Here is a 24,197-nt window from a genome sequence, read left to right on the forward strand (position 1 = left end):
CGGCGTCTCGAAGGATGGCAACGCAAAGGATCGGATACGCCATCACCATCACGCCGCCGTGAGCCGACGCAGGTCGGCCATGGCCATGTAGAGGGAGAGCAGCACCGTCTGCGCCGGCTTGTCGGTGCGGTGGAGATGCACCGTCCAGTTGGACGGCCGGGCCAGGCGCTGCAGGCCCTCGCGCTGCGCGGCCAGCCGCGCGCCATAGGCGGTGCGCACCGTCTCGACGCGGCGGATCGTGTGCTGGCCCTCGGCCTCGAGACCTTCGAACTTCACGTGGCCGTCGAACGGCAGATCCTCTTCCGCCGGATCGAGCACCTGCACGATGTGGCCGCGCACGCCACCGCTCGCATAGTGGCGCACCACCTCCTCGATCTTGTCCAGGGGATCGAGCCAGTCGGACACCAGCACGACGCTGCCATGCGCCGGCAGCGGCACCAGAGGCGGCAGGCTGGGCGGCGGGCGGCTGGTGTTGCGGGTCTCGTCGAACAAGGTCTCGGCGATGCGGCGCACGGCGATGCGCCCCGAGATCGGCCGCATGCCCGAGCCGAGCACGGCCACCCGCTCGCCGGCATCGCTCAGCAGGCTTGCGAGCGCCAGCGTGATCAGCTCGGCGCGCACCGCCTTGGTGTCGGTGTTGCGCAGCGAGGCGTACTGCATGGAGGGCGAGGCATCGCGCCACAGCCAGACGCTGGCCGCCGCTTCCCATTCGGTCTCGCGCACGAACAGGTGCCGGCTGCGCGCGCTCTGGCGCCAGTCGATCTGGCTCGCGGCGTCGCCGTCGCGATAGGGCCGGTACTGCCAGAAGGCATCGCCCTGGCCGACCCGTCGCCGGCCGTGCACGCCCTGGATCACGGTCGCGGCGACACGATCGGCCGCCACCATCAGGGCCGGCAGCGTTCCGGCGAGCTCAAGCGAACGGTTGAGGGTTGACGCAGAAGCCATTTAGCCCAGACGCGCACACAACTGGCTGATCACCGTCTCGACCGTGATGCCCTCGGCACGTGCCGAGAAATTTACCGCCATGCGATGGCGCAGGATCGGTCCGGCCAGCGCCACGACATCGTCGACTGAAGGCGCGAGGCGGCCCTGGATGATGGCGCGCGCGCGGCAGGCCAGCATGAAGGCCTGGCTGGCGCGCGGGCCGGGGCCCCAGGCGATGCGCTGGCGCACGATGTCGAGATCGCTCGATTCGGGGCGGCCGGCGCGCACCAGCTTCAGGATGGCATCGACCACGCTCTCGCCGATCGGCAGTCGGCGCACCAGGGTTTGCGCGGCCATCAGATCGGCCGGCGTCAGCGCCTGCGTGGTGGTCGGCGCGTTGGCGCCGGTCGTACCGATCATGATCTGGCGTTCTGCCGCTTCGTCGGGGTAACCCACGTCGACCTGCAGCAAGAAGCGGTCCAGCTGGGCTTCCGGCAACGGATAGGTGCCTTCCTGCTCGAGCGGGTTCTGGGTGGCCAGCACATGGAACGGTTCCGGCAGGTCGTAGCGCTTGCCGGCGACGGTGACGTGCTTTTCCTGCATGCTCTGCAGCAGCGCCGACTGGGTGCGCGGGCTGGCTCGGTTGATCTCGTCGGCCATCAGGAGCTGGGCGAACACCGGACCCTGGATGAAACGGAAGGAGCGGCGCCCGGCATCGGTCTCCTCGAGAACCTCGGAGCCCAGGATGTCGGCTGGCATCAGGTCGGGGGTGAACTGGATCCGCTTGGCATCCATGCCCAGCACGATGCCCAGCGTCTCGACCAGCTTGGTCTTGGCGAGGCCGGGCACGCCGATCAGCAACAGGTGGCCGCCCGACAGGAGTGACACCAGGGTTTGATCGATGACATCCTGCTGGCCATAAATGACCTTGCCGATGGCCGCGCGGGCAGCGCGCAGCTGTCCCCCCAGGCGTTCGATGTCGGCCAGGGCGGCAAGGGCATCGGCGTCGGTCGCAGTGGATGTATCGGGAGCCACTTGGGCACTCCTGTGATCGTGGGGGATTGGATGTCAGGGAAGCCCAGAATTGAGGCCGGAACAAGGGCATGACAGTTGAAGAAATCGTGCAGCGGGTGCGCGAACGCAGCCGCCGTTTGGCATCCGGATTGCCAGTGAACCGGCCCCCGCTCGGCAGCGACTTCTCGCTGAACGGCGTGGTGCCGCCACCGACCATGTTCAGGCCGGCCGCCGTGCTGGTGCCGATCATACGCCGGGAACCTGCGCTCACCGTGCTGCTGACCCAGCGTACCGAGGACATGCCGAGCCATGCCGGCCAGATCGCCTTTCCCGGCGGCCGCCCGCAGGCCAGTGACGCCGATTCCGTCGACACGGCCCTGCGCGAGGCCGAGGAGGAGGTGGGGCTGACGCGACAGTTTGTCGAGGTCATCGGCTCGGTCGACCAGTATCGTACCGGCACCGGCTACGAGATCACGCCGGTGGTCGGGCTGGTGACGCCGGGCTTCACCACCCGCGCCGATCCGCGCGAGGTGGCCGACGTGTTCGAGGTGCCGCTGGCGTTCTTCCTCGACGAGAAGAACCATCGCATCGACAGCCGAGTCTGGCAGGGCCGCGAGCGGCGCTACTACGCCATGCCGTACGGGGAACGCTACATTTGGGGCGCCACTGCCGGTATGCTGAAGAACCTGCAGTACGTCCTGTCCGCTGCCGATTGAGGCAGCCGGCCGAAAGGCCGCGGAGTCCACGCCATGCGCATCGTCCTCCTGGTCCTGTTGCTGGTGCTGGCGCCGACCGCCGCCTTCTTCCTGTGGGCCTGGGGCGTGAAGATCAAGGAGCAGCGCAAGCTCGCCGGCACTTTGCCGTCCTGGCAGGACCTGCCGGTCACCTGGCTCGCCATCGCCGGCCTCTTGTGCACGATCGCGGGTTTCCTCGTCATGTTCTTCACCCAGAACCAGGGTTATGGCGGCCTGTTTGCGTCGTAGTCACGTCTCCTCCCCAGCTTCGCTGGGGAGGTGCCCCGTCATACGGGGCGGAGGGGTCATGAGCCACAGTCGCGCTGCTCATGACCCCTCCGTCGCGTATGACGCGACACCTCCCCAGCGAAGACGCTGGGGAGGAAGGCGATGAACAATGAATGGTGAAAAAATCCACGCCCCCTGGATGGACGAACCCGCCGTGCGCCGACTGCTCGCGGCGCTGGCGCAGGGTGGCGTTGGCGCGCGCTTCGTCGGCGGTTGCGTGCGCGACACGCTGCTCGGCCGCGCGATCGGCGACATCGACCTCGCCGTCGACAAGCCACCCGACCTGGTCGTGCGTGCGCTCGAGGCGGCGACGATCAAGGTGGTGCCGACCGGCATCAAGCACGGCACGGTAACGGCAGTGATCGAGCGTCGGCCGTTCGAGCTCACGACACTGCGCCGCGACGTCGAGACCGACGGCCGGCGCGCCGTTGTCGCCTTCACCGACGATTGGCTGATCGATGCCAGCCGGCGCGACTTCACCTTCAACGCGCTCTACGCCGCGTCCGACGGCACGCTGTTCGATCCGTTCGACGGCCGGACCGATCTTGCTGCCGGCCGGGTGCGCTTCATCGGCGATGCCGACCGGCGCATCGCGGAGGATCGACTGCGCGTCCTGCGCTTCTTCCGCTTCTATGCCTGGTTCGGCCGCCCGCCGCTCGACGGTGCGGGGTTCGCGGCCTGCCGGCGCAATGCCGCCACGCTGGGCGCCCTGTCGGCCGAGCGCGTCGCCAAGGAGCTTCTTCGCCTGCTCGCAGCGCCGGCGCCGGCCGATGCGCTCGAGGCGATGGTCGAAGCCGGTGCGCTCGACCACTGGCTGCCGGAAGTTTTCGGCACCAGGATCCTGCGGGCGTTGATCGACCGCGAGGGCGATCAGCCCGACCCGCTGCGCCGGCTGGCCGCGATCGTGCCCACGCCCGTCGTTGCCAAACGCTTGCGTCTGTCGACCCAGGAAACGCTGCGCCTCGAGCTCATGCTGTCGCCGGAGTACGAGGTGCAGCTCGACGGCGATGCGCGGAACCTGCGGGCGCAGGTCTATCGTCTAGGCACCAGCCTGTTCGTCGACCGCGTGCTGCTGGCCGTCGAGGCGCCGGGCGACTGGCGCGCCGCCGTGGCGCTGGCCCGATCGTGGACGCCGCCGGACCTGCCGGTGACCGGCGCCGATGCGCTGAAGCTCGGCCTGAAGCCGGGACGCAAGATCGGCCAGTTGCTCGACGCCGTCGAGCGTTGGTGGATCGCCGGCGACTTCGCCGCTGATCGCGCCGCCTGCCTGGTCGAGCTCGAGAGACTTGTGGCTGAGGCATGATCCGGCCCGGCCTCACCTTCGCGCTGTGGCTTGCGCTCGCGCTGTTCGTGCTGCTCAACGATTTCGTCGGCGACACCTGGCTCGCCCCGACGATGCCGGTGCGCGCGGTCGAATGGTACAAGACGCTGGTGCCGCTGCCTTATGTCGCCATGTTGGCCTTGATCCATGCCCGCCGTACGGCGGGACCGCGCTGGGTCGAGGCGGCTTTGCTCGCCGCCTTGCTATGGCCAACCTCAACCGTGCTGCTGGGTTTCGTCGAGACGCGGATGGTCTATGGGGAAGATCCCACCGTCTTCCTCGACCGGCTGGGCTTCTGGTGGGGCGCGCCCTATCCGCTGTTCGTCGTTGGCCTGCTGGCAGCCCCGATGCTGGCCGGCGCCGCCCTGGCGCGGCGCCGATGAAAAAGCTCTTCGCCATACTGTGCAGCATGGCGCTGCTCGGCGATGGCGCGTTCGCGCAACAGATCGTGGGTGGCATGATCGTGCCGGATGGCCAGGTCGTGACCGGTCCGGCGTTTCGCCGCAACGGCACCATGGTGCCGTCGATCACGACCGGCGCCGATGCCAACGCGTATATCTTCAGCACGCCGCCCACCGCATCGTTCCTGCCCAACAGCCCGGCTACGGTCGTGCTGACGTCTGTGCCGACGGTTTACGCCCGTGTCTACACGCAGGGGATCACCAATCCGGTCGGCGGCTTCATCGCTCCGGCGAATACGATCCGTGGCCTCGATGTCCATCAGATCCGCGACGTGCTGGCGCTGCCGTTCCTGCCCGACTCGCTTACCTTGGTGCAGGTGCCGGCCGGCACCTGCATCCTGTTCGGCACGGGAGCGCCGATCACCGGGAATTTCCCGGCGAATCCGCCGGCCATTCCGACTCCGGGTCCGTGGGGGAACGGCGGCAAGCTGCAAGGCAGCCTGATCGGCCTGACCAGCAGCCCGAACTGCGAAAACCCCGCCTTCCTGCCGGCCGCCAACTACATGAACCGGCAGTCGATCAACGGTACGGCACTAAGTCACTGGCAACGACAGGCGGCGGCAGCCGGCGCACCGAGGCCGGCGGGCTGTGGTTCGCGTCGTATGGCGCGCTCGGCGCGGTGTATGGCGACACCGCCACGCACAGCGTCAGCTATGGGCTGCACGGCTTTGCCGCTGGCGGCGACATCGAGGTCTTCGACGATTTCCGGATCGGCGGTGCGCTCAGCTATTCCAGCACCGCCTTGTCGACCAGCCTTGCCGCCGCGGGAACCAACGAAGCTTTCTCACTGGCCGCCTATGCAGAGCGCCCCGTAAGGGCGCGTCTCGAAGCATGGGCGATAGGCACCACGTCTGATCCCATCCTTCGAGACGCCGCGCTGCGCACGGCTCCTCGGGATGAGGATATGCTGGTCACCCTCTTTCAGCTCCGACCCTAAGGCCACCTCACCTCGGGCGGCAGGGACATCAGGATGGCGTCGACGTTGCCGCCGGTCATCAACCCGAATCTGGTGCCGCGGTCGTGCAGCAGGTTGAACTCGACGTAACGGCCGCGGCGCACGAGCTGGTGCTCGCGTTCGGCCGGGGTCCACGGCTCGTTCATGTGTCGGCGCACGATCTCAGGGTAGATGGCGAGGAAGGCCTCGCCGACGTCGCGGGTGAAGGCGAAGTCGCGCTCGAAATCGCCGCTGTCGAGGTCGTCGTAGAAGATGCCGCCGACGCCGCGCGCCTCGCCGCGATGCGAGAGATAGAAGTACTCGTCGCACCACTGCTTGAAGCGGGGATAGTAGGCGGCGTCGTGCCGATTGCAGGCGGCCTCGAGCACGCCATGGAAGGCCCGCGTGTCGGCGTCGTTCGGCACCATCGGCGTCAGGTCGGCGCCGCCGCCGAACCAGGCGCGCGTGGTGACGATATGGCGGGTGTTCATGTGCACCGCCGGCACCCTGGGCGAGCGCATGTGGGCGACCAGCGAGATGCCCGAGGCGAAGAAGCGCGGGTCCTCGGCCGCTCCCGGGATCTGGCTGCGGAACTCGGGGCTGAACTCGCCGAACACGGTCGAGACGTTGACGCCGACCTTCTCGAACACGCGGCCGCGCATCACCGACATCACGCCGCCGCCGCGATCCTCGCCCGCCGGCCCTGCCGCGCGCTGCCAGCTGGTGCGCTCGAACCGGCCGGCCGGCAGATTGCGGTGCGTGCCGGCCAGCTCGCCCTCGATGCGCTCGAATTCAGCGCAGATGCGATCGCGCAGGCCTTCGAACCATGTCCGAGCGGCCTGCTTGCGCCGCTCTATCGTGGTCTCATCGGGCAGGGGGGTGGGCGTGCTGGTCGGCTTGCGCATAAAAACCGTTGGTCTGGCGAAGGGCCTCGCTCACTACCATGCTGGCCGCCAGCGCGACATTGAGCGAACGCGCCCGGGGCCTGAGCGGGATACGCAGCCGGACGTCGGCCGCAGCGTGCACGTCGTCCGGCACGCCGGCGCTTTCGCGGCCGAGCAGCAGGATGTCGTCGGGGTGGAAGGCCAGATCGGGAAAGACCGTGTCGCCCGTCGTGGTCAGCAGGACCAGACGCCCGGCCGGCCGGATGCTCCGGAAGGCCCGCCACGAGGCATAACGGACAAAGCTCGCCAGATCGTAGTAGTCCATGGCCGCCCGCCGGATGCGGCGGTCGTCGACCGGGAAGCCGCACGGCTCGATGATGTCGAGGCCGACGCCCAGGCAGGCCGACAGTCGGATGAAAGCGCCGACATTCTGCGGAATATCGGGCTCGTAGAGGGCGATGCGCATGGCCATGGGTCTACTCCGTCCGCGACGCGGAAGGGGCTGCCGTGCGGCACGCTGTCACAGATCGCCGCGGCTTCGGCCTGCGACCAACAGAGCCTTGAAACTTAAAGGCCTTTTGCGGTCTAAAGACCACTATCTCCTCGGGGGGACGGAAGAGAGTAACAATGGCAACATCAAGCAACCCGGCCGGCGGGCACGGTGACCCGACCCGGCGCGACTTTCTCATGGTCGCAACGGGCGCTCTGGGCGGCGTCGGCCTTGCGGCCACGGCGTGGCCCTTCATCAACAACCTGAACCCCGCTGCCGATACCCTGGCGCTGGCCTCGGTCGAGGTGAACGTCGCCCCCATACAGGTCGGCCAGGCGATCACGGTGAAGTGGCGCGGCAAGCCGGTGTTCATCCGTCATCGCACGCCGGAAGACATCAAGGCGGCCGAGTCAGTGCCGATGTCGCAGCTGCCCGATCCGCAGACCGATAATTCGCGCGTCACCGACAGCGCCAAGAAGGTGCGGCCGGAATGGCTGATCATGATCGGCGTCTGCACCCATCTCGGCTGCGTGCCGCTCGGCAACCGGCCGGGCCAGGACAAGGGCCCCTTCAACGGCTGGTACTGCCCGTGCCACGGCTCGGCCTACGACACGTCGGGCCGCATCCGCCAGGGACCGGCGCCGAAGAACCTCGTGGTTCCCGACTATCTGTTCCTTTCGGACGCCCTCGTCCGCATCGGCTGATCGATCGCGCGATCAGCGCCAGGAGTTCCCAGCATGGCCTCGTCCCACGGCACGCCGCCGGTCTTCAACAACAAGGTGATCTCCTGGATCGATCACCGCCTGCCGATCTTCTCGTATCTCGAGAAGGAGTATCACACCTTCCCGACGCCCCGGAATTTCAACTACTTCTGGAATTTCGGCGCGATCGCGACGGTGATGCTGGTGCTCATGATCGCGACTGGCGTGGTGCTGGCGACGAACTACACGCCGCACGTCCTGATGGCGTTCGACTCGGTCGAGCGCATCGATCGCGACGTGCCGCAGGGCTGGCTGATCCGCGACCTGCACATGAACGGCGCGTCGTTCTTCTTCATCGCCGTGTACATCCACATCTTCCGCGGCATGTACTACGGCTCCTACAAGGCGCCGCGCGAGCTGCTGTGGATCCTGGGTGTCGTCATCTTCCTCTTGATGATGGCGACGGCGTTCATGGGTTACGTGCTGCCATGGGGCCAGATGAGCTTCTGGGGCGCCACCGTCATCACCAACCTGTTCTCCGCCATCCCGGTGGTCGGTGATTCGATCGTCACCTGGCTGTGGGGCGGCTTCTCGGTCGACAACCCGACGCTCAACCGCTTCTATGCGTTTCACTACCTGCTGCCCTTCGTCATCGTCGCGGTGGTGGCGCTGCACGTCGTGGCGCTGCACGTGCACGGATCGAACAACCCGCTGGGCATCGATCCCAAGGGACCGCAGGACACGGTGCCGTTCCATCCCTATTACACGATGAAGGACGGTTTCGGCGTCGTCGTCTTCATGATCGTCTATGCCGGCGTCGTCTTCTTCGCGCCCGATTTCTTCGGCGAGGCAGACAACTACATTCCGGCCAACCCGCTAGTGACGCCCGAGCACATCGTGCCGGAATGGTACTTCCTGCCGTTCTACGCCATCCTGCGCGCCATCCCCGACAAGCTGGGCGGCGTGATTGCGATGTTCGGCGCCATCGCCGTGCTGTTCGTGCTGCCCTGGCTCGACACCTCGCGGGTCCGCTCGGCGACCTTCCGGCCGATCTACAAGTGGTTCATGTTCGTCCTGGTGATCGACGTGGTGGTGCTGGGCTTCTGCGGTGCCAATCCGCCGGCCGGCTTCTGGATCCCGTTGGCCCAGGTCGCCACGCTCTACTACTTCTTCCACTTCCTGATCCTGCTGCCGATTCTGGGCAAGATCGAACGGCCGCTGCCATTGCCGCCAAGCATTGCCGACGCCGTGCTCAAGAACAAGGCGGGTTGAGAGCCATGCGCATGTTGCCCATGAAGAAGCTCCTGGTCTCGGGCGCCCTCGCGCTCGCGTCCCTCGGCGCCGGCGTCGCCGCGATCGCTGCCGGCACCGTCGAGCATCCGCCGCACAAGCACTGGCATTTCCAGGGCCCGTTCGGCACCTACGACCGGGCGGCCGCGCAGCGCGGCTACCAGATCTATGCCGAGGTCTGCGCCGCCTGCCATTCGCTGCAGCTGCTGGCCTACCGCAACCTGACGGAGCTCGGCCTCACCGAGAGCCAGGTCAAGAGCCTGATCAAGGACATCGTCGTCCCCGACATCAACGACGACGGCCAACCGATCGAGCGCCCGGCACGCCTGTCCGACCGCTTCAAGAAGCCGTTTCCCAACGAGCTCGCCGCCGCCGCCGCAAACAATGGCAAGGCGCCACCCGACCTCAGCGTGATCGTCAAGGCGCGCGAAAACGGCCCGAACTACATCCACGGCCTGCTGACCGGCTACGTGCCCTACGACAAGCTGACGCCGCAGGAGATCAAGGAGTTTGCCGTCACCAAGGACGACAACTTCAACAAGTACTTTCCGGGCCACAAGATCGCCATGGCGCCGCCTTTGGCAGACGACAAGGTGACCTACGCCGACGGGACCAAGGCCACGACCGACCAGGAAGCCTCCGACGTCGTCGAGTTCCTCGCCTGGGCGTCCGAGCCGCACATGGAGAGCCGCAAGCGCACTGGCGTTCGCGTCATCCTGTTCCTGCTGGCGATGGCCGGGTTCATGTACGCCGTGAAGCGCATGGTGTGGTCCGACAAACACTGAGCGGACCTCGCGCCGGGAGGGCAAGGCTCCCTCCTTATCGAGTTCTTGTGAGTTTTTTCTACTTTTGTCACGCCGCCGGCACCGCGCCGGCGCTCGCCGGCGGCGAGCGCCTAGGCAGCCTTCAGCGCGAATTCGATCGACTTACCAAGCACTTGCGCTGGGCTGCATAGCTCGCTCGACCGGCTTGGGCCTGCCCCAAACAGGGCGTTGGTACGAACTGTTACGGACGACGCGGCGCCGAACCTTGATCGGTGCGCCGACGTTACCACGTCACGTGGAGCGTCCACGTAACCTGGAGGACGTCATGTGTGACTACTCACTCGAACTCTATCGTTCACGACCTGCAGTTCAAGAAGAGCAATATACCCTTCACCGGTTCCCGAGCGGCACGATGGGCTTCACCTCGGCGCGCGACTGCGAGACCGCAGTCTGCATGCCGGCGGACGCCCGCCTGCAGCTCGCCGGCATCGCTGAAGCGGTGCAACGGGTCTATGCGGTCGGACCCGTCGAGGACGTCGTCATGACGCGCATGGAGGGCGGCACGCACGTCCACCGTGACGCGGTTCGATTCGCCAATGGTCGCGAGGTTCTGCTGCAGAGCCTCAATGCCGGTCTCACGGCTGTCGTTACCGACTTCCCGTCGGATCTCGTCCCCGTGGAGACGGTTCGCACGCCGGCGCGGGAACTCGTCGACGCCTAGCGACGACGGGACCAGTGTATCGGCCTAGGACTTGATCCGGCGCTCGATCGCGTCGTGTCGCCTCAGCAGTCGGCGGGCGCGGTCGATTACCGGAACATCGATCATCTTGCCATCAACGGTGAAGGAGCCGCGGCCCTCGGCTGCGGCTTTTTCGTCGGCCGCGATCAGCTTGCGCGCCTGGGCCACCTCTTCGGCGCCCGGCATGAAAGCGTCGTTGAGCGCCTGCACCAGACCGGGATGCACGCAGGTGGCCCCCGAGAAGCCGAAGCGCCGCGCCCGTTCCGCGCTCTTGCGATAGGCCGCCGGGTCGGTGTAGTCGGCGACGGTCCCCAGGATGCCGACCATCGCCACGCCATGCGCCTGCGCCGCGAAAGCGACCAGCCGCTTGGGCAATTCCAGGGTCTCGTCGCCCGGGATCGAGCCGGTCTCCAGGGCAAAATCCTCGCCGCCCAGCATCATGGCGATGAGCCGCGGCGCGTTCGCGGCAATGTCGTCGAGATGGGCCAGCGCGCGCGGATGCTCGATCATGGCGGCGAAGCCAACGCCCCCCGTCGGCATGCCGCGCTCGCGCTCGAGCTCGCTCACCGCCTCGTCGAGCAGCCGCAGATGCTGCACGCCTTCGGTCTTGGTGATGAACAGCGCCGACAGGCCGGGCCGCACCGCCGCCTCGAGATCGGCGATGGCAAGACGCATCGGCCGATTGATGCGCACTGCTACGTCGGCGCCGCCGCGCACCACCTTGGCCATGGTTTCGGGCAGCATCGCCCGTGCCACCGGCTTCTCCGCAGGCGTCACGCTGTCCTCGAGATCGACCAGCACGCAATCGGCGTCGCGCTCGTGCGCCTTGTCGATGAACTTGGGAACGTTGCCCGGAACGTAAAGGATCGAGCGCCAGACGGGCGGCGGCGGGCGGTTCACTTCTTCTTTGCTCCTTTGGAGATCACGCCGGCGGCGCACTGCGCGGCGTATTCGGCATCGCCCAGCAGGGGGCGGAGCAGGGCCTCGTTGTGCTCGCCGATCCGCGGCGCGGCATGGCGCAAGGTGCCGGGTGTGCCCGACAGGCGCGGCACGATCGGATGGGTCGGCAGCCCGTCCATCTCCTCGTCAGGCGTCTCGATCAGCGCCTCGCGCTCCAGAACGTAGTCGTCCTGCACGATCTGGCTGATGTCGTAGACCGGCCCGATCGTGACGCCGGCCTCGTCGAAATAGCGCAGGTTCTCGGCGAGATCGCGCTCGGCGATGAAGCCGCCGATGATCCGGTCGAGCTCGAGCCCGTTGCGCACGCGCTCGATGTTGGTGGCAAAGCGCGGATCCTCGACCAGCTCGGGCCGGCCGATCTTGACCAGCACGCGCTCGGCCATGCCTTGGGTCGAGGCCGACAGGCAGACCCAGTGGCCGTCCTTGGTCCGGTAGACGTTGCGCGGCGCGGCGTTGGTCGAGCGGCTGCCGGTGCGCTCCTTCACCTCGCCGGTCAGCTTGTGGTTGGCGGCTTGCGGGCCCAGCACCGAGAACAGCGGATCGAACAGCGGCAGGTCGAGCGTCTGGCCCTTGCCGCCGTTCATCTCGACCTCGCGCAGGGCGACCATCACCGCGCCGTAACCGTAAAGCGCGGCGATGGCATCGGCGAGATACATCGGCGGCAGGACAGGCTCGCGGTCGGCGAAGCCGTTCATCGAGGCGAAGCCGCTATAGCCCTCGATCAGGGTGCCGAAGCCCGGCTTGTGGCGATAGCGGCCGTCCTGGCCCCAGCCGGAAATGCGCACGATGATCAGGCGTGGATTGATTGCGTGCAGCGTGTCGGGCGCCAGGCCCATCTGCTCCAGCACGCCGGGCCGGAAGCTCTCGACCAGGATCTGCGCCGTGGCGGCGAGGCGGCGCACGATGTCGCGGCCGGCATCGGAGCGCAGGTCGAGCGCCACGCTCTTCTTGTTGCGGGCATTGACCTTCCAGGCAGTCTCGATGCCTTTGACCCGCCACGAGCGCAGCGTGTCACCTTCGGGTGGCTCGATCTTGATCACCTCGGCGCCGAAATCGGCGAGCTGCAGGGTCAGCACGTTGCCGGCAACCAGCCGCGACAGGTCGACCACGCGGACGCCGTTCAGGGGGCCGCGCGCGGCAGGTTCGAAGTTCTTCTTGGCGGGGCGTTTGGTCATATCGAACTCCCTCCCGAGCCCTGCTGGGGAGGTGTCCCGTGTGCGCCACGACGCAGTGAAAGTGCCGGCGTTGCGTGGAAGATGCTCATGGCCGGGGGCACGTCACTCCAGAGGCGCGTCTTCCGTGTGATCGACGATGATCGCGCTACTGGAGTGGCGCGCGCCCCGCGCATCTTCATGGAGGAGGTAACTCCAGTCTAGCCGACGTGCTTGGCCATGAACTCCAGCGTGCGGGCGTAGGCCTGCTTGGATGCCGGTGCGTCGTAGCTGCCACGCTCGTCGCAGTGGAAGCCATGGTCGGCCGGATAGTCGTAGATGGTGACGCCGGGGTGGAGCGAGCGCAGCTCGTTCACGTGCGCCATCGGGATGTGCATGTCCTTGTCGCCGAAATGCAGCATGGTCGGCACGCCGGGCTTCTCGTTGCGGGTGCCGTGGATGCCGCCGCCATAGTAGCCGATCACGGCATCGGGCTTGAGGCGGGTCGCCGCCAGCCAGGTGATGGTGCCGCCCCAGCAGAAGCCGGTGACCGCGACCTTGCGGACGCCGCGGCGCTTCAGCTCGGCGATCGCCGCATCCGTGTCCTGCACGGCCTTGTCGACGCCGAGCTTCATCACGTAGTCGCGCCCCTGCGCGATGGTGTCCGGTGTATAGCCGAGCTCGATACCGGGATGGATATGGTCGAAGTAGCAGGGCGCCAGGGCGAGATAGCCGTCGGCTGCGAACTTGTCGGTCACCGCCCTGATATGATGGTTGCAGCCGAAAATCTCCTGGATGACGACGATGCCGCCCTTGGGTGAGCCCTTCGGCGTGGCCAGGTAGGCGCCGATCTCGCCGGCAGCAGACTTAAGACGGATATTTTCACCCATGAGAATTCCCCCGGTTGCGGCCGGCATAGGACATGGTAATGGCGCGCCGATCAACCCTCGGGGCGACCATCGCCGGAAGACGAGCCATGTACATTCCGAAGCACTTCGAAGGCAGCGAGAACGCGGGCCGGCAGATCATGCAGGCTCACAGCTGGGCGCTCTTGATGACCACCGGCGAGGATGGCGCACCGTTCGCCACTCATCTGTCGCTCTTGTGGCAGGACGACGGCTCGCCACACGGCTCGCTGATCGGCCACATGGCACGCGCCAACGCGCATTGGAAGCTGTTCGCCCGCCCAGCCGACTCGCTTGCCTTGTTCTGGGGCCCGCACGCCTACGTGTCGCCGACCTGGTACACGCCGGGCGTCAAGGTGCCGACCTGGAACTACGTGACGGTGCACGCCTACGGCCGGCCGCAGGTCATCGAGGACACCGCCGGCGCGCTGGAGGTGCTGGGCAAGCTGGCGCACGCTTACGAGGGCGGCGGCGCCGACGCGTGGTCGCTCGACCGCCTGCCGCCCGGCAATGCCGAGGCCCAGACCCGCGGCATCGTCGCCTTCCGCATGCCGCTGGTGCGGCTCGAGACCAAGCTGAAGCTCAGCCAGAACCGCGAGCTCGTCGACCGTCATCGGGTGATCGACCGCTTGACGGCGAGCGACCGCCAGGACTCGCAGGAAACCGCCGACTGGATGAAGCGGGTGTTGCCGTAGGCTCATCCTCCCCCCAGCTTCGCTGGGAAGGAGAAGAACGAGAATCCTGCTTCGCCTTCAACAGCTCCGGCACGCGCAGGATGATGAGCTGGCGCATCGGCGGGCCGACCAGGGTCATCGGCCCCTGTGGATGGTGGGGGCGCCAGCGGCGCGTCTGTCATGGAACCGCAACATCTCTGTCGTGCTGCTGTCCGGCATCGTCGGGTACGGCGACCACTAGCAGTGGGATGGAGAAGCGAATGCGGCATGGCGACGGCATGGACTCCGAGGATCTCGGCTCGAATCCCGGCACCGAACCGACGATCGGCGATCTGATCGGCCGCCGGCTTGGGCGGCGTGACGCCCTGCGGGGGCTGCTCGGCGCTGGCGCGGCGGCGTCGGTCGGCTACGTCCCGGGTGGCGGCAGCGCGATGGCACAGCCGATCGGGCCGTCGTCGCCTACCTTCGAGGAAGTGCCGCATGGCCTCGACAAGACGCATCACGTACCGACGGGCTACGAGGCCCAGAAGACGGCCGGATTGCCGTCAGAGGCTGTGAAACGGGAATTCCTTGCCAGGGCTGTCGTAAAAATGTCACGACGCGGCCGTGACCGTAGCGGATGCAGTGGCTATCCGTCCGCGGTCCGGCGGGAGGCGGCGGCATGAGCAAGGGCAGCGACACACCATCGATTGGCGAGCTGATCGAGCAGCGTCTCAACCGCCGCGATGCGATGCGCGGGCTGCTCGGCGCCGGCGCCGCCGCGGCCTTCAGCATGCCGGCCACGGCGAACGCGCAGGCCGCGGGGCCGTCGACGCTCACTTTCAAGGAGCTAGCCCATACGCTCGACGACCGGCAACACGTTGCCGACGGCTACGACGTGCAGGTGCTGATCCGCTGGGGCGATCCGATGTTTGCCGGCGCGCCGGCCTTCGACCCAGTCAGGCAAGCGGCTGCCGATCAAGAGAAGCAGTTCGGCTACAACAACGATTATCTCGGCCTCTATCCGCTGCCGGCCGACAACCGTGGCGGCGATCGTTTCCTGCTGGTCGTCAATCACGAGTACCTCAACTCCAACCTGATGTTCGCCGGCCTTGGCGCCGGCCGCGGCGCCAACCTCAAATCCTCGAAGGACCAGGTCGCGGTCGAGATGGCGGCGGTCGGTGGCGCGGTGCTCGAGATCGCGCGCGAGAACGGCGCTTGGACGGTCGTGCCGGGCAGCAAGTTCGCGCGCCGCATCACTGCCAACACGCCGATGGACATCGGAGGGCCGGCGGCCGGCCACGACCTGCTCAAGACCTCTGCCGATCGCCAGGGCCGCCATGTCCTCGGCATGTTCGGCAATTGCGCCGGCGGCTCCACGCCGTGGGGCACCTGGCTTACCTGCGAGGAGAACTTCAACATCTATTTCGGCGGCGATGCCACGAAGCTGCTTCAGCCGATGACCCGGCGCTATGGCATCGGCCGGGCGACCTATGCCTGGTCGAGCTACGTCGACCGCTTCGATCTCGCCAAGGAGCCTAACGAATCCAATCGGTTCGGCTGGGTGGTCGAGATCGATCCCTACGATCCGGCGGCAGCCCCTGTGAAGCGCACCGCGCTCGGCCGCTTCAAGCGCGAGGGCTGCACCTATGCGATCGCCAAGGACGGCCGTGTCGCCTTCTACAGCGGCGACGACGAGCGTTTCGAGTACATCTACAAGTTCGTCACCGCGAGGCCGTGGAATCCGAACGACCGTGCGGCCAACAAGGATCTGCTGGACGATGGCACGCTCTCGGTGGCCCGTTTCAATGCGGACGGCAAGGTCGACTGGCTGCCGATGGTCCAGGGGCAGGGGCCGCTGACGCCGGAGAACGGCTTCTCGACGCAGGGCGATGTCGTCATCAAGGCGCGTCTCGCCGCCGATCTCCTCAAGGCGACACCGATGGATCGCCCGGAGGACATCGAGACCAATCCGGTGAACGGCCGCGTCTATGTCGTGCTCACCAACAATGGCCAGCGCAAGCCGGAGCAGGTCGATCGGGCCAATCCGCGTGGCCCCAACGACCACGGTCACATCCTCGAGATCTCGCCCAAGGATGGTGACCATGGCGCCGGCGAAGGCACGTGGTCGATCTTCCTGATGGGAGGCAAGCCGGGCCACGATGCCGGGGCGCGCTATCACCGCGCGACCTCGGACAATGGGTGGCTGTCGTGCCCCGACAACATCGCCTTCGACAGCAAGGGCCGCATCTGGATTGCGACTGATGCCGGTCCGGGCGCCGCCGGCATCGCCGACGGCGTCTATGCCGCCGACACGATGGGATACGGCCGCGCCCTGACACGCTGCTTCTACCAGGCGCCGGTCGGCGCCGAGGTCTGCGGGCCGATCTTCACGCCCGACGACGGCACGCTGTTCCTCGCCATCCAGCATCCCGGCGAGTCCAGCGGTTCGAGCTTCGACAAGCCGTCGACACGCTGGCCCGATTTCAAGGACGGCATGCCGCCGCGCCCGTCGGTCGTGGCGATCACAAGGAAGGGCGGCGGACCGATAGGGTCGTAGACGAAGAAACGAAAGGTCCCCTCGCTTACGGCGCTTGCTTCGCAAGCGCCTCTCTCGGGATGACAATAGTGGTGTCATCCCGAGCGCATATGGGCGCTCTCTCATTTTCCTCCCCAACTCTGTTGGGGAGGTGTCGCCGTCTTCGGCGACCGAGGGGTCATGAGCAGCGGGACTGAGGCCTATGACCCCTCCGCCCCGTATGACGGGGCACCTCCCCAGCGAAGCTGGGGAGGAGAGTGAAAGGCGCGCCCGTATGCGAATGCCCTGCCCGATTACGGGGGAGGCAAACGACGTTCACACGTTGAACCGGAAGTGGAACACGTCGCCGTCCTTGACGGCGTACTCCTTGCCCTCGAGGCGGAGCTTGCCGGCGTCGCGGGCGCCCGATTCGCCGTTCAGCGAGACGTAGTCCTCGTAGGCGATGGTCTCGGCGCGGATGAAGCCCTTCTCGAAATCGGTATGGATGACGCCGGCCGCTTCCGGGGCACGCGCCTCGCGGCGGACTGTCCAGGCGCGCGCTTCCTTGGGGCCGACGGTGAAGAACGTCACCAGGTCGAGCAGCTGGTAGCCGGCGCGGACCACGCGGGCGAGGCCGGTCTCCTCGAGGCCGAGCGAGGCGAGATACTCGGCCTGATCCTCGGCCGGGAGCTGCGCTACCTCGGCTTCGATCGCGGCGGAGATCACCACCGCCGGCATGCCGCGCTGGCGGGCATAGGCTTCGGCCTTGGCGCTGTGCGCATTGCCGGTCGCCGCCGATGCTTCCTCGACGTTGAGCACGTACATCATCGGCTTGGCAGTGATCAGCTGGAGGCGGCGGAAGGTCGGAAGCTCTTCGGCCGTGAGGTCGGCCTCGCGGGCGGGCTTGCCCTCGCGCAGCACGTCGAGCGCCTTCCTGACCACCGGCACCTCGGCAGAGGCTTCCTTGTCGCCGCCCTTGGCCCGCTTCTCGAGGTTGGGCAGGCGCTTCTCGAGGCTGTCGAGATCGGCCAGCATCAGCTCGGTCTCGACGATCTCGGCATCGCGCACCGGATCGATGCTGCCCGAGACGTGGGTCACGTCGCCGTCCTCGAAGCAGCGCAGCACGTGGGCGATGGCGTCGACCTCGCGGATGTTGGCGAGGAACTGGTTGCCGAGCCCCTCGCCCTTCGACGCGCCCTTCACCAGCCCGGCGATGTCGACGAACTCGAGCTGGGTGGCGACGATCTTGGCTGACTGGGCGATGCCGGCCAGCTTGTCCAGCCGTGGATCGGGCACGGCGACGCGGCCGACATTGGGCTCGATGGTGCAGAACGGGTAATTGGCCGCCTGCGCCGCCTGGGTGGCGGTGAGCGCGTTGAACAGGGTCGACTTGCCGACATTGGGCAGGCCGACGATTCCGCAATTGAAACCCATCGTTACGCTTTCGTTTCCACCGCCGGTGGCTTGGGAGGCGGCGCGAGATGCGCCACGCGGCTCATATAGCGTTCGTCGCCCTTGGCGCCGCCTTCGACCAGCAGCGCCGATTCCTCGGCCAGGGCGTCGAGCAGCTTCGGCAGCCAGCCTGTCTTCGGGTCACGCTCGTCGGGCTCGAAGTCGCGCAGCACCCAGTGCAGCACCAGATCCTTGTGGCCGGGATGGCCGATGCCGATGCGCACGCGGCGATAGTCGCTGCCGACATGGGCGTCGATATCGCGCAAGCCGTTGTGGCCGCCTGCACCGCCGCCCTTCTTCATGCGTACCCGGCCGGGCGCGATGTCGAGCTCGTCGTGGAACACCACGACGCGCTCGAGCGGGACCTTGAGATAGCGCACCGCCTCGCCGACCGCGCGGCTCGACTCGTTCATGAAGGTCATCGGCTTCAGCACGAGCGTGCGCTCGCCGCCGAGATGGCCTTCCGCCACCTCGCCGTTGAAGCGCGCGCGCCAGGGCGAGAACACGCGGCGGCGGACGATCTCGTCCACCGCCATGAATCCGACATTGTGCCGGTGCCCGGCATAGCGCGGCCCGGGATTGCCGAGGCCGACCAGCAGCAGCATGGGAAGTCCGGAGCGCGGAGGCTCCGGTTACTTCTTGGCCGGCGCCGGCGCCTTGGCGCCGCCGGCCGGAGCCGCCGCCGCAGCAGCGCCAGCGGCCGGAGCCGCCGCCGCACCTTCGGCTGCCGCCGGCGTGCCTGCGTCCGTTGCGGCCTGCGCCGCCGCCTCGCGCACCACGGTCGGCGCGGCGATCGAGGCCACGGTCGCGTTCTTGTCGCGGCTCACCACGCGCACGTCCTCGGGGATGGCGAGCGTCGACAGGTGGATCGAATGGCCGATCTCGAGGCCGGTCAGGTCGACCTCGAAATATTCGGGGATGCTGGCCGGCTTGGTGCGCACCGTGATCTCGTGCAGCACGATGTTGAGCACCCCGCCGCGCTTGATGCCGGGCGCGGCATTTTCGTTGCGGAAATGCACCGGGACCTGGACGGTGATGATCGAATCGGGTCCGATGCGCAGGAAGTCGAGATGCAGAGGCCGGTCGGTCACCGGGTCGATTTGCAGGTCGCGCGGCAGCACCGCGTAGGGCGTGCCCTCGACGTCGATCTCCATCCGGTGATTGAAGAAGCCCTCCTTGTGCAGCTCGCGCTCGATCGATTTCGGCTCGACCGCGATCATCACCGGGGCTTGCTTGTCGCCGTAGATCACGGCGGGAATCAGTCCATCGCGACGGCTGGAACGGGCGCCCCCTTTGCCGGCCCGGCTCCGCATCTTCGCGACGACCTTCGTCGTCTCTGCCATCTCACATCTCCTAAGGTTGAGGTTGCTCTCTCACTCGCGGCGTGGCCTCCAGGGGTGCCGATCACCGGATCTCCAATATTCCTTGTCAGTAAATTCCTGTCAGTCCGGTTGGCTCGATGCTAGTCGAACAGGCTCGAGACCGACGTTTCGTCGGCAATACGCTTCATTGCCTCGGCCATCAAGCTCGCGATGCTGAGCGGCCGCACGTTGGGCGACACGCGCACCGCCTCGGTGGCCTGGATCGAATCGGTGATGACCATCTTCTCCATCGGCGAGGCGGCGACGCGGGCGACCGCGCCGCCCGACAGCACGCCGTGCGTCACATAGGCCGACACCGAGCGCGCGCCATGGTCCATCAGGGCGACGGCGGCGTTGCACAGCGTGCCGGCCGAATCGACGATGTCGTCGACCAGGAGGCAGTCGGCGTTCTTGACGTCGCCGATCACGTTCATGACCTCGCTGACGCCGGCACGCTCGCGCCGCTTGTCGATGATGGCGAGGTCGGCGTCGATGCGCCGGGCGACGTCGCGGGCGCGCACCACGCCGCCGACGTCGGGCGACACCACCGTCAGGCTGCGGTTCGTCAGGGTTTCCTTGATGTGCTTGCCGAACAGGGGGCCGGCGAAGAGGTTGTCGACGGGGATGTCGAAGAAGCCCTGGATCTGGGCGGCATGCAGGTCAAGGGTCAGGACGCGGCTCGCCCCGGCATTGGTCAGCAGGTTGGCGACCAGCTTGGCCGAGATCGGCGAGCGCGGGCTGGTCTTGCGATCCTGCCGGGCGTAGCCGTAGTAGGGCAATACTGCCGTGATGCGCCGCGCCGAGCTTCGGCGCAGCGCGTCGATGATGATCAGAAGCTCCATCAGATGGTCGTTGGCCGGGAAGCTCGTCGATTGGATGACGAACATGTCCTCGCCGCGCACGTTCTCGAGGATTTCGACGAAGATCTCATTGTCGGAGAACCGGCGGATGTTCGCCTTGACCAGCGGCAGCGCCAGCTTGGCCGAAATGGCTTCAGCCAGCGGTCGATTGCTGTTGCCGGTGAGAATCTTCATGGATTGCGCCCCTCGCGCCGGGCGGGGTGTTGTTAAGTCGTTGATATAAAACGACAAAACGGCCAATCCCGGCCGCGACGCGGCGGACCATACCAATGTGTTCCCTCGCTGTAAACGGCCTGCAACATCTCGCCGCGCAGGCGCTCGCGAAGCAGGATCGTGGCCGACTGGAAAGATCCCTCGCTACTCTCGGGATGACAGAAATAGTTCAGGCGATGATCGCTTCAGCGCCCGCCCGATGGGCGTTGATCCGATCGGCCAAACCAGACCGCTGCCGCGGTGACTGCCGAGCCCACGCCCATCACGAGGAAGGCGCCTGCCCACGCGTCGGGACTCTCGGTGCCGCCGAGACGTTCGAGCACGAGGCCGACAACCGCAGGCCCGGCAAAGCCGCTGGCAAAGCCCACCGTCGCGTAGATCCCGAATGCCCTGCCGCGCTCGGCTGCATGCGTCGCGGCGACGGCGCCTGCTCCCAACGCGCCGACATCGGCAAAGCTCGTCACCTGCAGCAGCACCAGGAGGGCAAGGACAACGAAGACATTGCCGCCGGCCGTTGCGGCAAGCCCCAGGCACACCAGGACCGACAGGAGAGCGGTGACGACAATGACCGTGGATCCCCTGTATCGCACGGCCAATTCCGCAACTGCGATACTGACCGGCACGCCGGCAAGGGCCGCCAGGCCCGAGACCACGCCGAGATTGGGCAGGTCGATGTCGTTGCCGGGCAGGCGCAGCGTCCACGCCAGGCAGGCGACGAACCAGACGCGGATTGCGAACACTTCCCAGGTGTTTCCGGCGAATCCGACGATATACGCAACCAGCGCCCGATTGCGCCTCAGCATGACAGGGTGTGCCGGCGTCTCTTCTTTTGCGGCCTGTCTCGGCGCAGGCCGTAGCAGGGCCAATGCCGGCAGGGCCAGCAAGGTGACGATCCCGCCGACAACGAACGGCGCCCGCCAGTCGAGCAGGGACTGCACGACACCGGCGATGAGCGCCGAGCCTGCGTTGCCCAGCGCGTAGCTCGACGTGTAGATGCCGGCGCTGCGAAGCTGTGCGGGCCCGAGTGTCCGGTCAGCCAGCATCTTGAGGCCGGGCATATGGACGCCGGCCATTGCCGCGCCGCTCACAAAGCGCAGCGCGAACGCGAGCCAGAAGCCATCAGCACAGATGCCGAACGCGATGCTGGCGGCGGCCCCTGCGAGTGAAGAACCCGCAAGCACCCACCGGCCATCGATGCGATCCGACAGGCTCGCCAGGATCGGCGCGGCGATCGCGTAGCCTGCGAAGTAGATGCTGCCGATCCAGCCGGCCTGCCCGGCGGTCAGGTGCCACCGCGCCTGCAGGTCGGGCAGGACCGTCGGCACGGTCATCAGCGGAACGAGATTGGCGACGAGGACGAAGGTCAGGAGCGCCGTGATCAGGCTTGCCGATTGTCGGGGCACGGAGTGCATGCAGTTACGCAGGACGGAAGATCATGCAGGTCGCGTGACCATGCGCGATGATTTTGCCAATGGCGAGGTCGTTGCTCTGGGACATGTCTGCCGCTCCAGGGTTCGTGGAACGGTAGTGCCGCCATCCAGGCGACGCTGGCGGGATTCGGACCCCGTCTCCGCTTATTTCTTCGCCGGTGAATAAAAGACGCTGTCGATCTCGACGATGTCGTCGTCGAACAGGCGGCGAACCTCGACCATCGTCCGCGGCGGATAGGGCGGGCCAACCCACAGTTCGGCCTGCGTCTTCTCGACCATCGGCGCGACGCGGGCGAGATCGCTGACATAGACGGTGAGGCGCACGCAATCCTTGAGGCTCGCGCCCTCGGAGCGGGCGATCGTCTGGATGTTGAGGAAGGCCTGGCGCACGCGTGCCTGCGGATCCTCGACCAGCTTGTTGGTCGCCGGATCGATGCCCTGCATGCCGGCGACGAACACGAAGTCGCCGGCTCGCGTGCCGAGGCTCCAGGTGCCCTCGGCCATGATGGCGCCGGGCGGCGTGAGCGTGCGCACGCCGTTGGGCGAGGTCGGCGACTGCGCCAGCGCAGCCGATGTCGACGAGACCGTCATCAGCGCGACGGCGGCGGCGAGGACCTTCACGACGCGTGCGCCTCGGCGACGAACGGCCACTGCGCCTTGTCGACCTTGGTGTAGGGCAGCAGCGACCAGTCGGGCACCAGCGCGCCGGGGGCGGCGACATAGACCACCTCGCTGGCGATCGGCGCATAGGCGGCATGGAAATGCTGCATCGATTTCACGACCACGACCTTCTTAGTCGACGGATCGACGCCGAGCTTGGTGAAGCAGTCGCGGCTCAGGCACTGGGTGCGCTTGCTGTTGACGATCACCGTCACGCCGTCGATCTGCAGCGCCGCCGCATCGCCGATCGTGCCGACGCTCTTGCGCACGCCGCCGAACTCGATGGTGACGTCCTTCTCGAGCTTCAGCACCGTGGCGCGCGCATCGATCGGCGGGCCCGATTGCGGACCGAGCTTGCCGCCCAGCCGGATGTCGAGCTCGGCACCTTCGCCGACCTCGAAGGCGAGCTTGACCGCGCCAGGATCCCAGATCATGCCGACCGCCGCATCCTGCACCTTGCGGTCGAGCAGCGCCTTCAGAACGAAGGTCGAATCGGAGGCCGCGCCACCGCCGGCATTGTCGGAGACGTCGGCCAGCACCATGGGCTTGGGCAGGTTGTGCGAGGAGACGCGGGCCATCGCCGCATCGAGGGTGACGTAGGGCGGCTGGGTCGCCGCGCGCATGGCGTAGAACTCTTTGCCGAGCTTGCGCGCCAGGCGCTCCGCCTTGGGCCGGTCGCCGTCGGTGATGGCGATGAGCTTGCTGCCCATCTCCTTGATGTCGGACCACGGGAAACCGTGCGCGATCGACAGCGACAGCACGCCCTCCTTGCCCTCCATCGCCTGGAGCTTGTCGACGAAGCCGCGCATCGGCTGGCGCGTGGTGTGGAACACGCCGATCATCCTGCAGTCCCACGCCGCCATCACCGGCCTGGTGCGGCCCTCGACGGCGCCTTCGATCACCGTGAAGAGGTCGTCGGCGCGCTCGGGCACGTCGACATGCGGATACTCCTTGAACAGCACCAGCGCCGTGGCGTCGCGCAAGGTGCCGTCGCCGATGTTGCAATGGAGGTCGAGCTCGACACCGACCGGCACGTCGGGGCCGACGATCCGGCGGACGTGGGCCAGCACGTCGCTTTCGCAATCGTCGTAGCCCTCGGCCACCATGGCGCCGTGCATCGACAGCAGCACGGCATCGACCGGCATGGCCGCCTCGAGGTCGGTCATGATCTCGTCGCGGAACGACTCGTAGACCTTCTTCACCGTCTTGCCGGCAGGCTGGGCGAAGGCGCACAGGCTTTCGGCCACCTGCCAGCCCTTGGCTTCGGCACGGCCGCGCCACACCGCCAGCGGCGCGCCGAACATCGGCACGTTCTTGCCATAGCTGGCCTTGCGGAAGAGGCAGGTCTCCTGGAAGAGCTGATGGCCGGTGGGGATGGAGGCGAAAGTGTTGGTCTCGGTGCCGAGACAGGCGGTGAAGATCTTTTTCATGGGCGCGATCTTGCGGGAGGGCGGATGGTGTCGCAACCGTTCGCTCATTCTCCTCCCCAG

27 protein-coding genes are annotated in these 24,197 nt (G+C 67.1%); 12 read left to right on the plus strand and 15 right to left on the minus strand.

Annotated elements, in window-relative coordinates; translation table 11 throughout:
• Positions 1-48: 48 nt before the first annotated feature.
• Positions 49-945 carry a DUF58 domain-containing protein gene (locus ACILR9_RS10620; protein ID WP_395709892.1) on the minus strand — a complete coding sequence of 299 codons (897 nt, stop codon included), beginning with the start codon at positions 943-945 and terminating at the stop codon, positions 49-51.
• Positions 946-1,959 carry an AAA family ATPase gene (locus ACILR9_RS10625; RefSeq protein ID WP_395709893.1) on the minus strand — a complete coding sequence of 338 codons (1,014 nt, stop codon included), beginning with the start codon at positions 1,957-1,959 and terminating at the stop codon, positions 946-948.
• Between the two features lie 68 nt (positions 1,960-2,027).
• On the opposite strand from ACILR9_RS10625, the gene ACILR9_RS10630 reads away from it, so the two are divergent.
• The 4 genes from ACILR9_RS10630 (at position 2,028) to ACILR9_RS10645 (ending at position 4,664) form a co-directional block, all read left to right on the plus strand.
• On the plus strand, positions 2,028-2,654 hold the full coding sequence (locus ACILR9_RS10630; protein ID WP_395709894.1) for a CoA pyrophosphatase: 627 nt from the start codon (positions 2,028-2,030) through the stop codon (positions 2,652-2,654).
• 33 nt (positions 2,655-2,687) lie between these two features.
• Entirely contained in the window at positions 2,688-2,921 is a 234-nt protein-coding gene (locus tag ACILR9_RS10635; protein WP_395709895.1) for a hypothetical protein, read from the plus strand.
• 193 nt (positions 2,922-3,114) lie between these two features.
• Positions 3,115-4,263 carry a CCA tRNA nucleotidyltransferase gene (locus tag ACILR9_RS10640; protein ID WP_395709896.1) on the plus strand — a complete coding sequence of 383 codons (1,149 nt, stop codon included), beginning with the start codon at positions 3,115-3,117 and terminating at the stop codon, positions 4,261-4,263.
• Positions 4,260-4,664 carry a hypothetical protein gene (locus ACILR9_RS10645; RefSeq protein WP_395709897.1) on the plus strand — a complete coding sequence of 135 codons (405 nt, stop codon included), beginning with the start codon at positions 4,260-4,262 and terminating at the stop codon, positions 4,662-4,664. The genes ACILR9_RS10640 and ACILR9_RS10645 overlap by 4 nt, the downstream gene beginning before the upstream one ends.
• Before the next feature lie 337 nt (positions 4,665-5,001).
• On the opposite strand, the gene ACILR9_RS10650 is transcribed toward ACILR9_RS10645, so the two are convergent.
• Complete coding sequence (locus ACILR9_RS10650; protein WP_395709898.1) at positions 5,002-5,136, minus strand: hypothetical protein; 135 nt, start codon at positions 5,134-5,136, stop codon at positions 5,002-5,004.
• Positions 5,137-5,361: 225 nt separating this feature from the next.
• On the opposite strand from ACILR9_RS10650, the gene ACILR9_RS10655 reads away from it, so the two are divergent.
• A complete protein-coding gene (locus tag ACILR9_RS10655; protein ID WP_395710059.1) occupies positions 5,362-5,679 on the plus strand; it encodes an autotransporter domain-containing protein in 318 nt (105 codons plus the stop codon).
• Here the strand turns inward: ACILR9_RS10655 and hemF are convergent.
• The gene (hemF, locus tag ACILR9_RS10660; RefSeq protein WP_395709899.1) at positions 5,676-6,581 is read right to left on the minus strand and encodes an oxygen-dependent coproporphyrinogen oxidase; all 906 of its coding nucleotides are present in this window, start codon (positions 6,579-6,581) and stop codon (positions 5,676-5,678) included. The two genes, ACILR9_RS10655 and hemF, sit on opposite strands and share 4 nt — an antisense overlap.
• Positions 6,541-7,026, minus strand: a complete 486-nt coding sequence (locus ACILR9_RS10665) for a tRNA (cytidine(34)-2'-O)-methyltransferase (RefSeq protein WP_395710060.1) — start codon at positions 7,024-7,026, stop codon at positions 6,541-6,543. The genes hemF and ACILR9_RS10665 overlap by 41 nt, the downstream gene beginning before the upstream one ends.
• Positions 7,027-7,187: 161 nt before the next feature.
• Here ACILR9_RS10665 and petA point away from each other — a divergent pair, with 161 nt between their 5' ends.
• The 4 genes from petA (at position 7,188) to ACILR9_RS10685 (ending at position 10,526) form a co-directional block, all read left to right on the plus strand.
• Positions 7,188-7,754, plus strand: a complete 567-nt coding sequence (gene petA / locus ACILR9_RS10670) for a ubiquinol-cytochrome c reductase iron-sulfur subunit (RefSeq protein WP_395709900.1) — start codon at positions 7,188-7,190, stop codon at positions 7,752-7,754.
• Positions 7,755-7,787: 33 nt separating this feature from the next.
• Complete coding sequence (locus ACILR9_RS10675) at positions 7,788-9,023, plus strand: cytochrome bc complex cytochrome b subunit (RefSeq protein WP_395709901.1); 1,236 nt, start codon at positions 7,788-7,790, stop codon at positions 9,021-9,023.
• A gap of 5 nt (positions 9,024-9,028) precedes the next feature.
• Positions 9,029-9,826 (plus strand): cytochrome c1, encoded by a 798-nt coding sequence (locus ACILR9_RS10680; protein WP_395709902.1) that lies wholly within the window; start codon positions 9,029-9,031, stop codon positions 9,824-9,826.
• 304 nt (positions 9,827-10,130) lie between these two features.
• Positions 10,131-10,526 (plus strand): hypothetical protein, encoded by a 396-nt coding sequence (locus ACILR9_RS10685; protein WP_395709903.1) that lies wholly within the window; start codon positions 10,131-10,133, stop codon positions 10,524-10,526.
• Positions 10,527-10,550: 24 nt separating this feature from the next.
• On the opposite strand, the gene ACILR9_RS10690 is transcribed toward ACILR9_RS10685, so the two are convergent.
• The 3 genes from ACILR9_RS10690 to ACILR9_RS10700 all read right to left on the minus strand — a co-directional run bounded on the left by ACILR9_RS10690 (position 10,551) and on the right by ACILR9_RS10700 (position 13,545).
• Positions 10,551-11,444 (minus strand): HpcH/HpaI aldolase/citrate lyase family protein, encoded by an 894-nt coding sequence (locus ACILR9_RS10690; protein WP_395709904.1) that lies wholly within the window; start codon positions 11,442-11,444, stop codon positions 10,551-10,553.
• On the minus strand, positions 11,441-12,679 hold the full coding sequence (locus ACILR9_RS10695) for a CaiB/BaiF CoA transferase family protein (RefSeq protein WP_395709905.1): 1,239 nt from the start codon (positions 12,677-12,679) through the stop codon (positions 11,441-11,443). Before ACILR9_RS10695 ends, ACILR9_RS10690 begins: the two co-directional genes overlap by 4 nt.
• Before the next feature lie 197 nt (positions 12,680-12,876).
• Positions 12,877-13,545 carry a dienelactone hydrolase family protein gene (locus ACILR9_RS10700; protein WP_395709906.1) on the minus strand — a complete coding sequence of 223 codons (669 nt, stop codon included), beginning with the start codon at positions 13,543-13,545 and terminating at the stop codon, positions 12,877-12,879.
• A gap of 86 nt (positions 13,546-13,631) precedes the next feature.
• Here ACILR9_RS10700 and ACILR9_RS10705 point away from each other — a divergent pair, with 86 nt between their 5' ends.
• The 3 genes from ACILR9_RS10705 (at position 13,632) to ACILR9_RS10715 (ending at position 16,773) form a co-directional block, all read left to right on the plus strand.
• On the plus strand, positions 13,632-14,255 hold the full coding sequence (locus ACILR9_RS10705; RefSeq protein WP_395709907.1) for an FMN-binding negative transcriptional regulator: 624 nt from the start codon (positions 13,632-13,634) through the stop codon (positions 14,253-14,255).
• Between the two features lie 239 nt (positions 14,256-14,494).
• A complete protein-coding gene (locus ACILR9_RS10710; protein ID WP_395709908.1) occupies positions 14,495-14,899 on the plus strand; it encodes a hypothetical protein in 405 nt (134 codons plus the stop codon).
• Positions 14,896-16,773, plus strand: a complete 1,878-nt coding sequence (locus ACILR9_RS10715) for a PhoX family protein (protein WP_395709909.1) — start codon at positions 14,896-14,898, stop codon at positions 16,771-16,773. The genes ACILR9_RS10710 and ACILR9_RS10715 overlap by 4 nt, the downstream gene beginning before the upstream one ends.
• 294 nt (positions 16,774-17,067) lie before the next feature.
• Here ACILR9_RS10715 and ychF read toward each other — a convergent pair whose 3' ends face one another.
• The 7 genes from ychF to ACILR9_RS10750 all read right to left on the minus strand — a co-directional run bounded on the left by ychF (position 17,068) and on the right by ACILR9_RS10750 (position 24,137).
• Positions 17,068-18,165 carry a redox-regulated ATPase YchF gene (gene ychF / locus ACILR9_RS10720; RefSeq protein WP_395709910.1) on the minus strand — a complete coding sequence of 366 codons (1,098 nt, stop codon included), beginning with the start codon at positions 18,163-18,165 and terminating at the stop codon, positions 17,068-17,070.
• A gap of 2 nt (positions 18,166-18,167) precedes the next feature.
• Positions 18,168-18,788: an aminoacyl-tRNA hydrolase gene (pth, locus tag ACILR9_RS10725; RefSeq protein ID WP_395709911.1), complete on the minus strand. Its 621-nt coding sequence runs from the start codon at positions 18,786-18,788 to the stop codon at positions 18,168-18,170.
• Between the two features lie 27 nt (positions 18,789-18,815).
• Positions 18,816-19,526, minus strand: a complete 711-nt coding sequence (locus ACILR9_RS10730; RefSeq protein WP_395709912.1) for a 50S ribosomal protein L25/general stress protein Ctc — start codon at positions 19,524-19,526, stop codon at positions 18,816-18,818.
• A 119-nt stretch (positions 19,527-19,645) separates the two neighbouring features.
• Complete coding sequence (locus tag ACILR9_RS10735; protein ID WP_395709913.1) at positions 19,646-20,578, minus strand: ribose-phosphate pyrophosphokinase; 933 nt, start codon at positions 20,576-20,578, stop codon at positions 19,646-19,648.
• A gap of 224 nt (positions 20,579-20,802) precedes the next feature.
• On the minus strand, positions 20,803-22,020 hold the full coding sequence (locus ACILR9_RS10740; RefSeq protein WP_395709914.1) for an MFS transporter: 1,218 nt from the start codon (positions 22,018-22,020) through the stop codon (positions 20,803-20,805).
• 171 nt (positions 22,021-22,191) lie between these two features.
• Positions 22,192-22,668: a RidA family protein gene (locus ACILR9_RS10745; protein WP_395709915.1), complete on the minus strand. Its 477-nt coding sequence runs from the start codon at positions 22,666-22,668 to the stop codon at positions 22,192-22,194.
• Complete coding sequence (locus tag ACILR9_RS10750; RefSeq protein ID WP_395709916.1) at positions 22,665-24,137, minus strand: M81 family metallopeptidase; 1,473 nt, start codon at positions 24,135-24,137, stop codon at positions 22,665-22,667. Before ACILR9_RS10750 ends, ACILR9_RS10745 begins: the two co-directional genes overlap by 4 nt.
• Positions 24,138-24,197: the final 60 nt, after the last annotated feature.

Origin of the sequence: Reyranella sp. (assembly GCF_044224635.1) — a bacterium.
In the GTDB taxonomy this organism is placed as follows: Bacteria; Pseudomonadota; Alphaproteobacteria; order Reyranellales; family Reyranellaceae; genus Reyranella.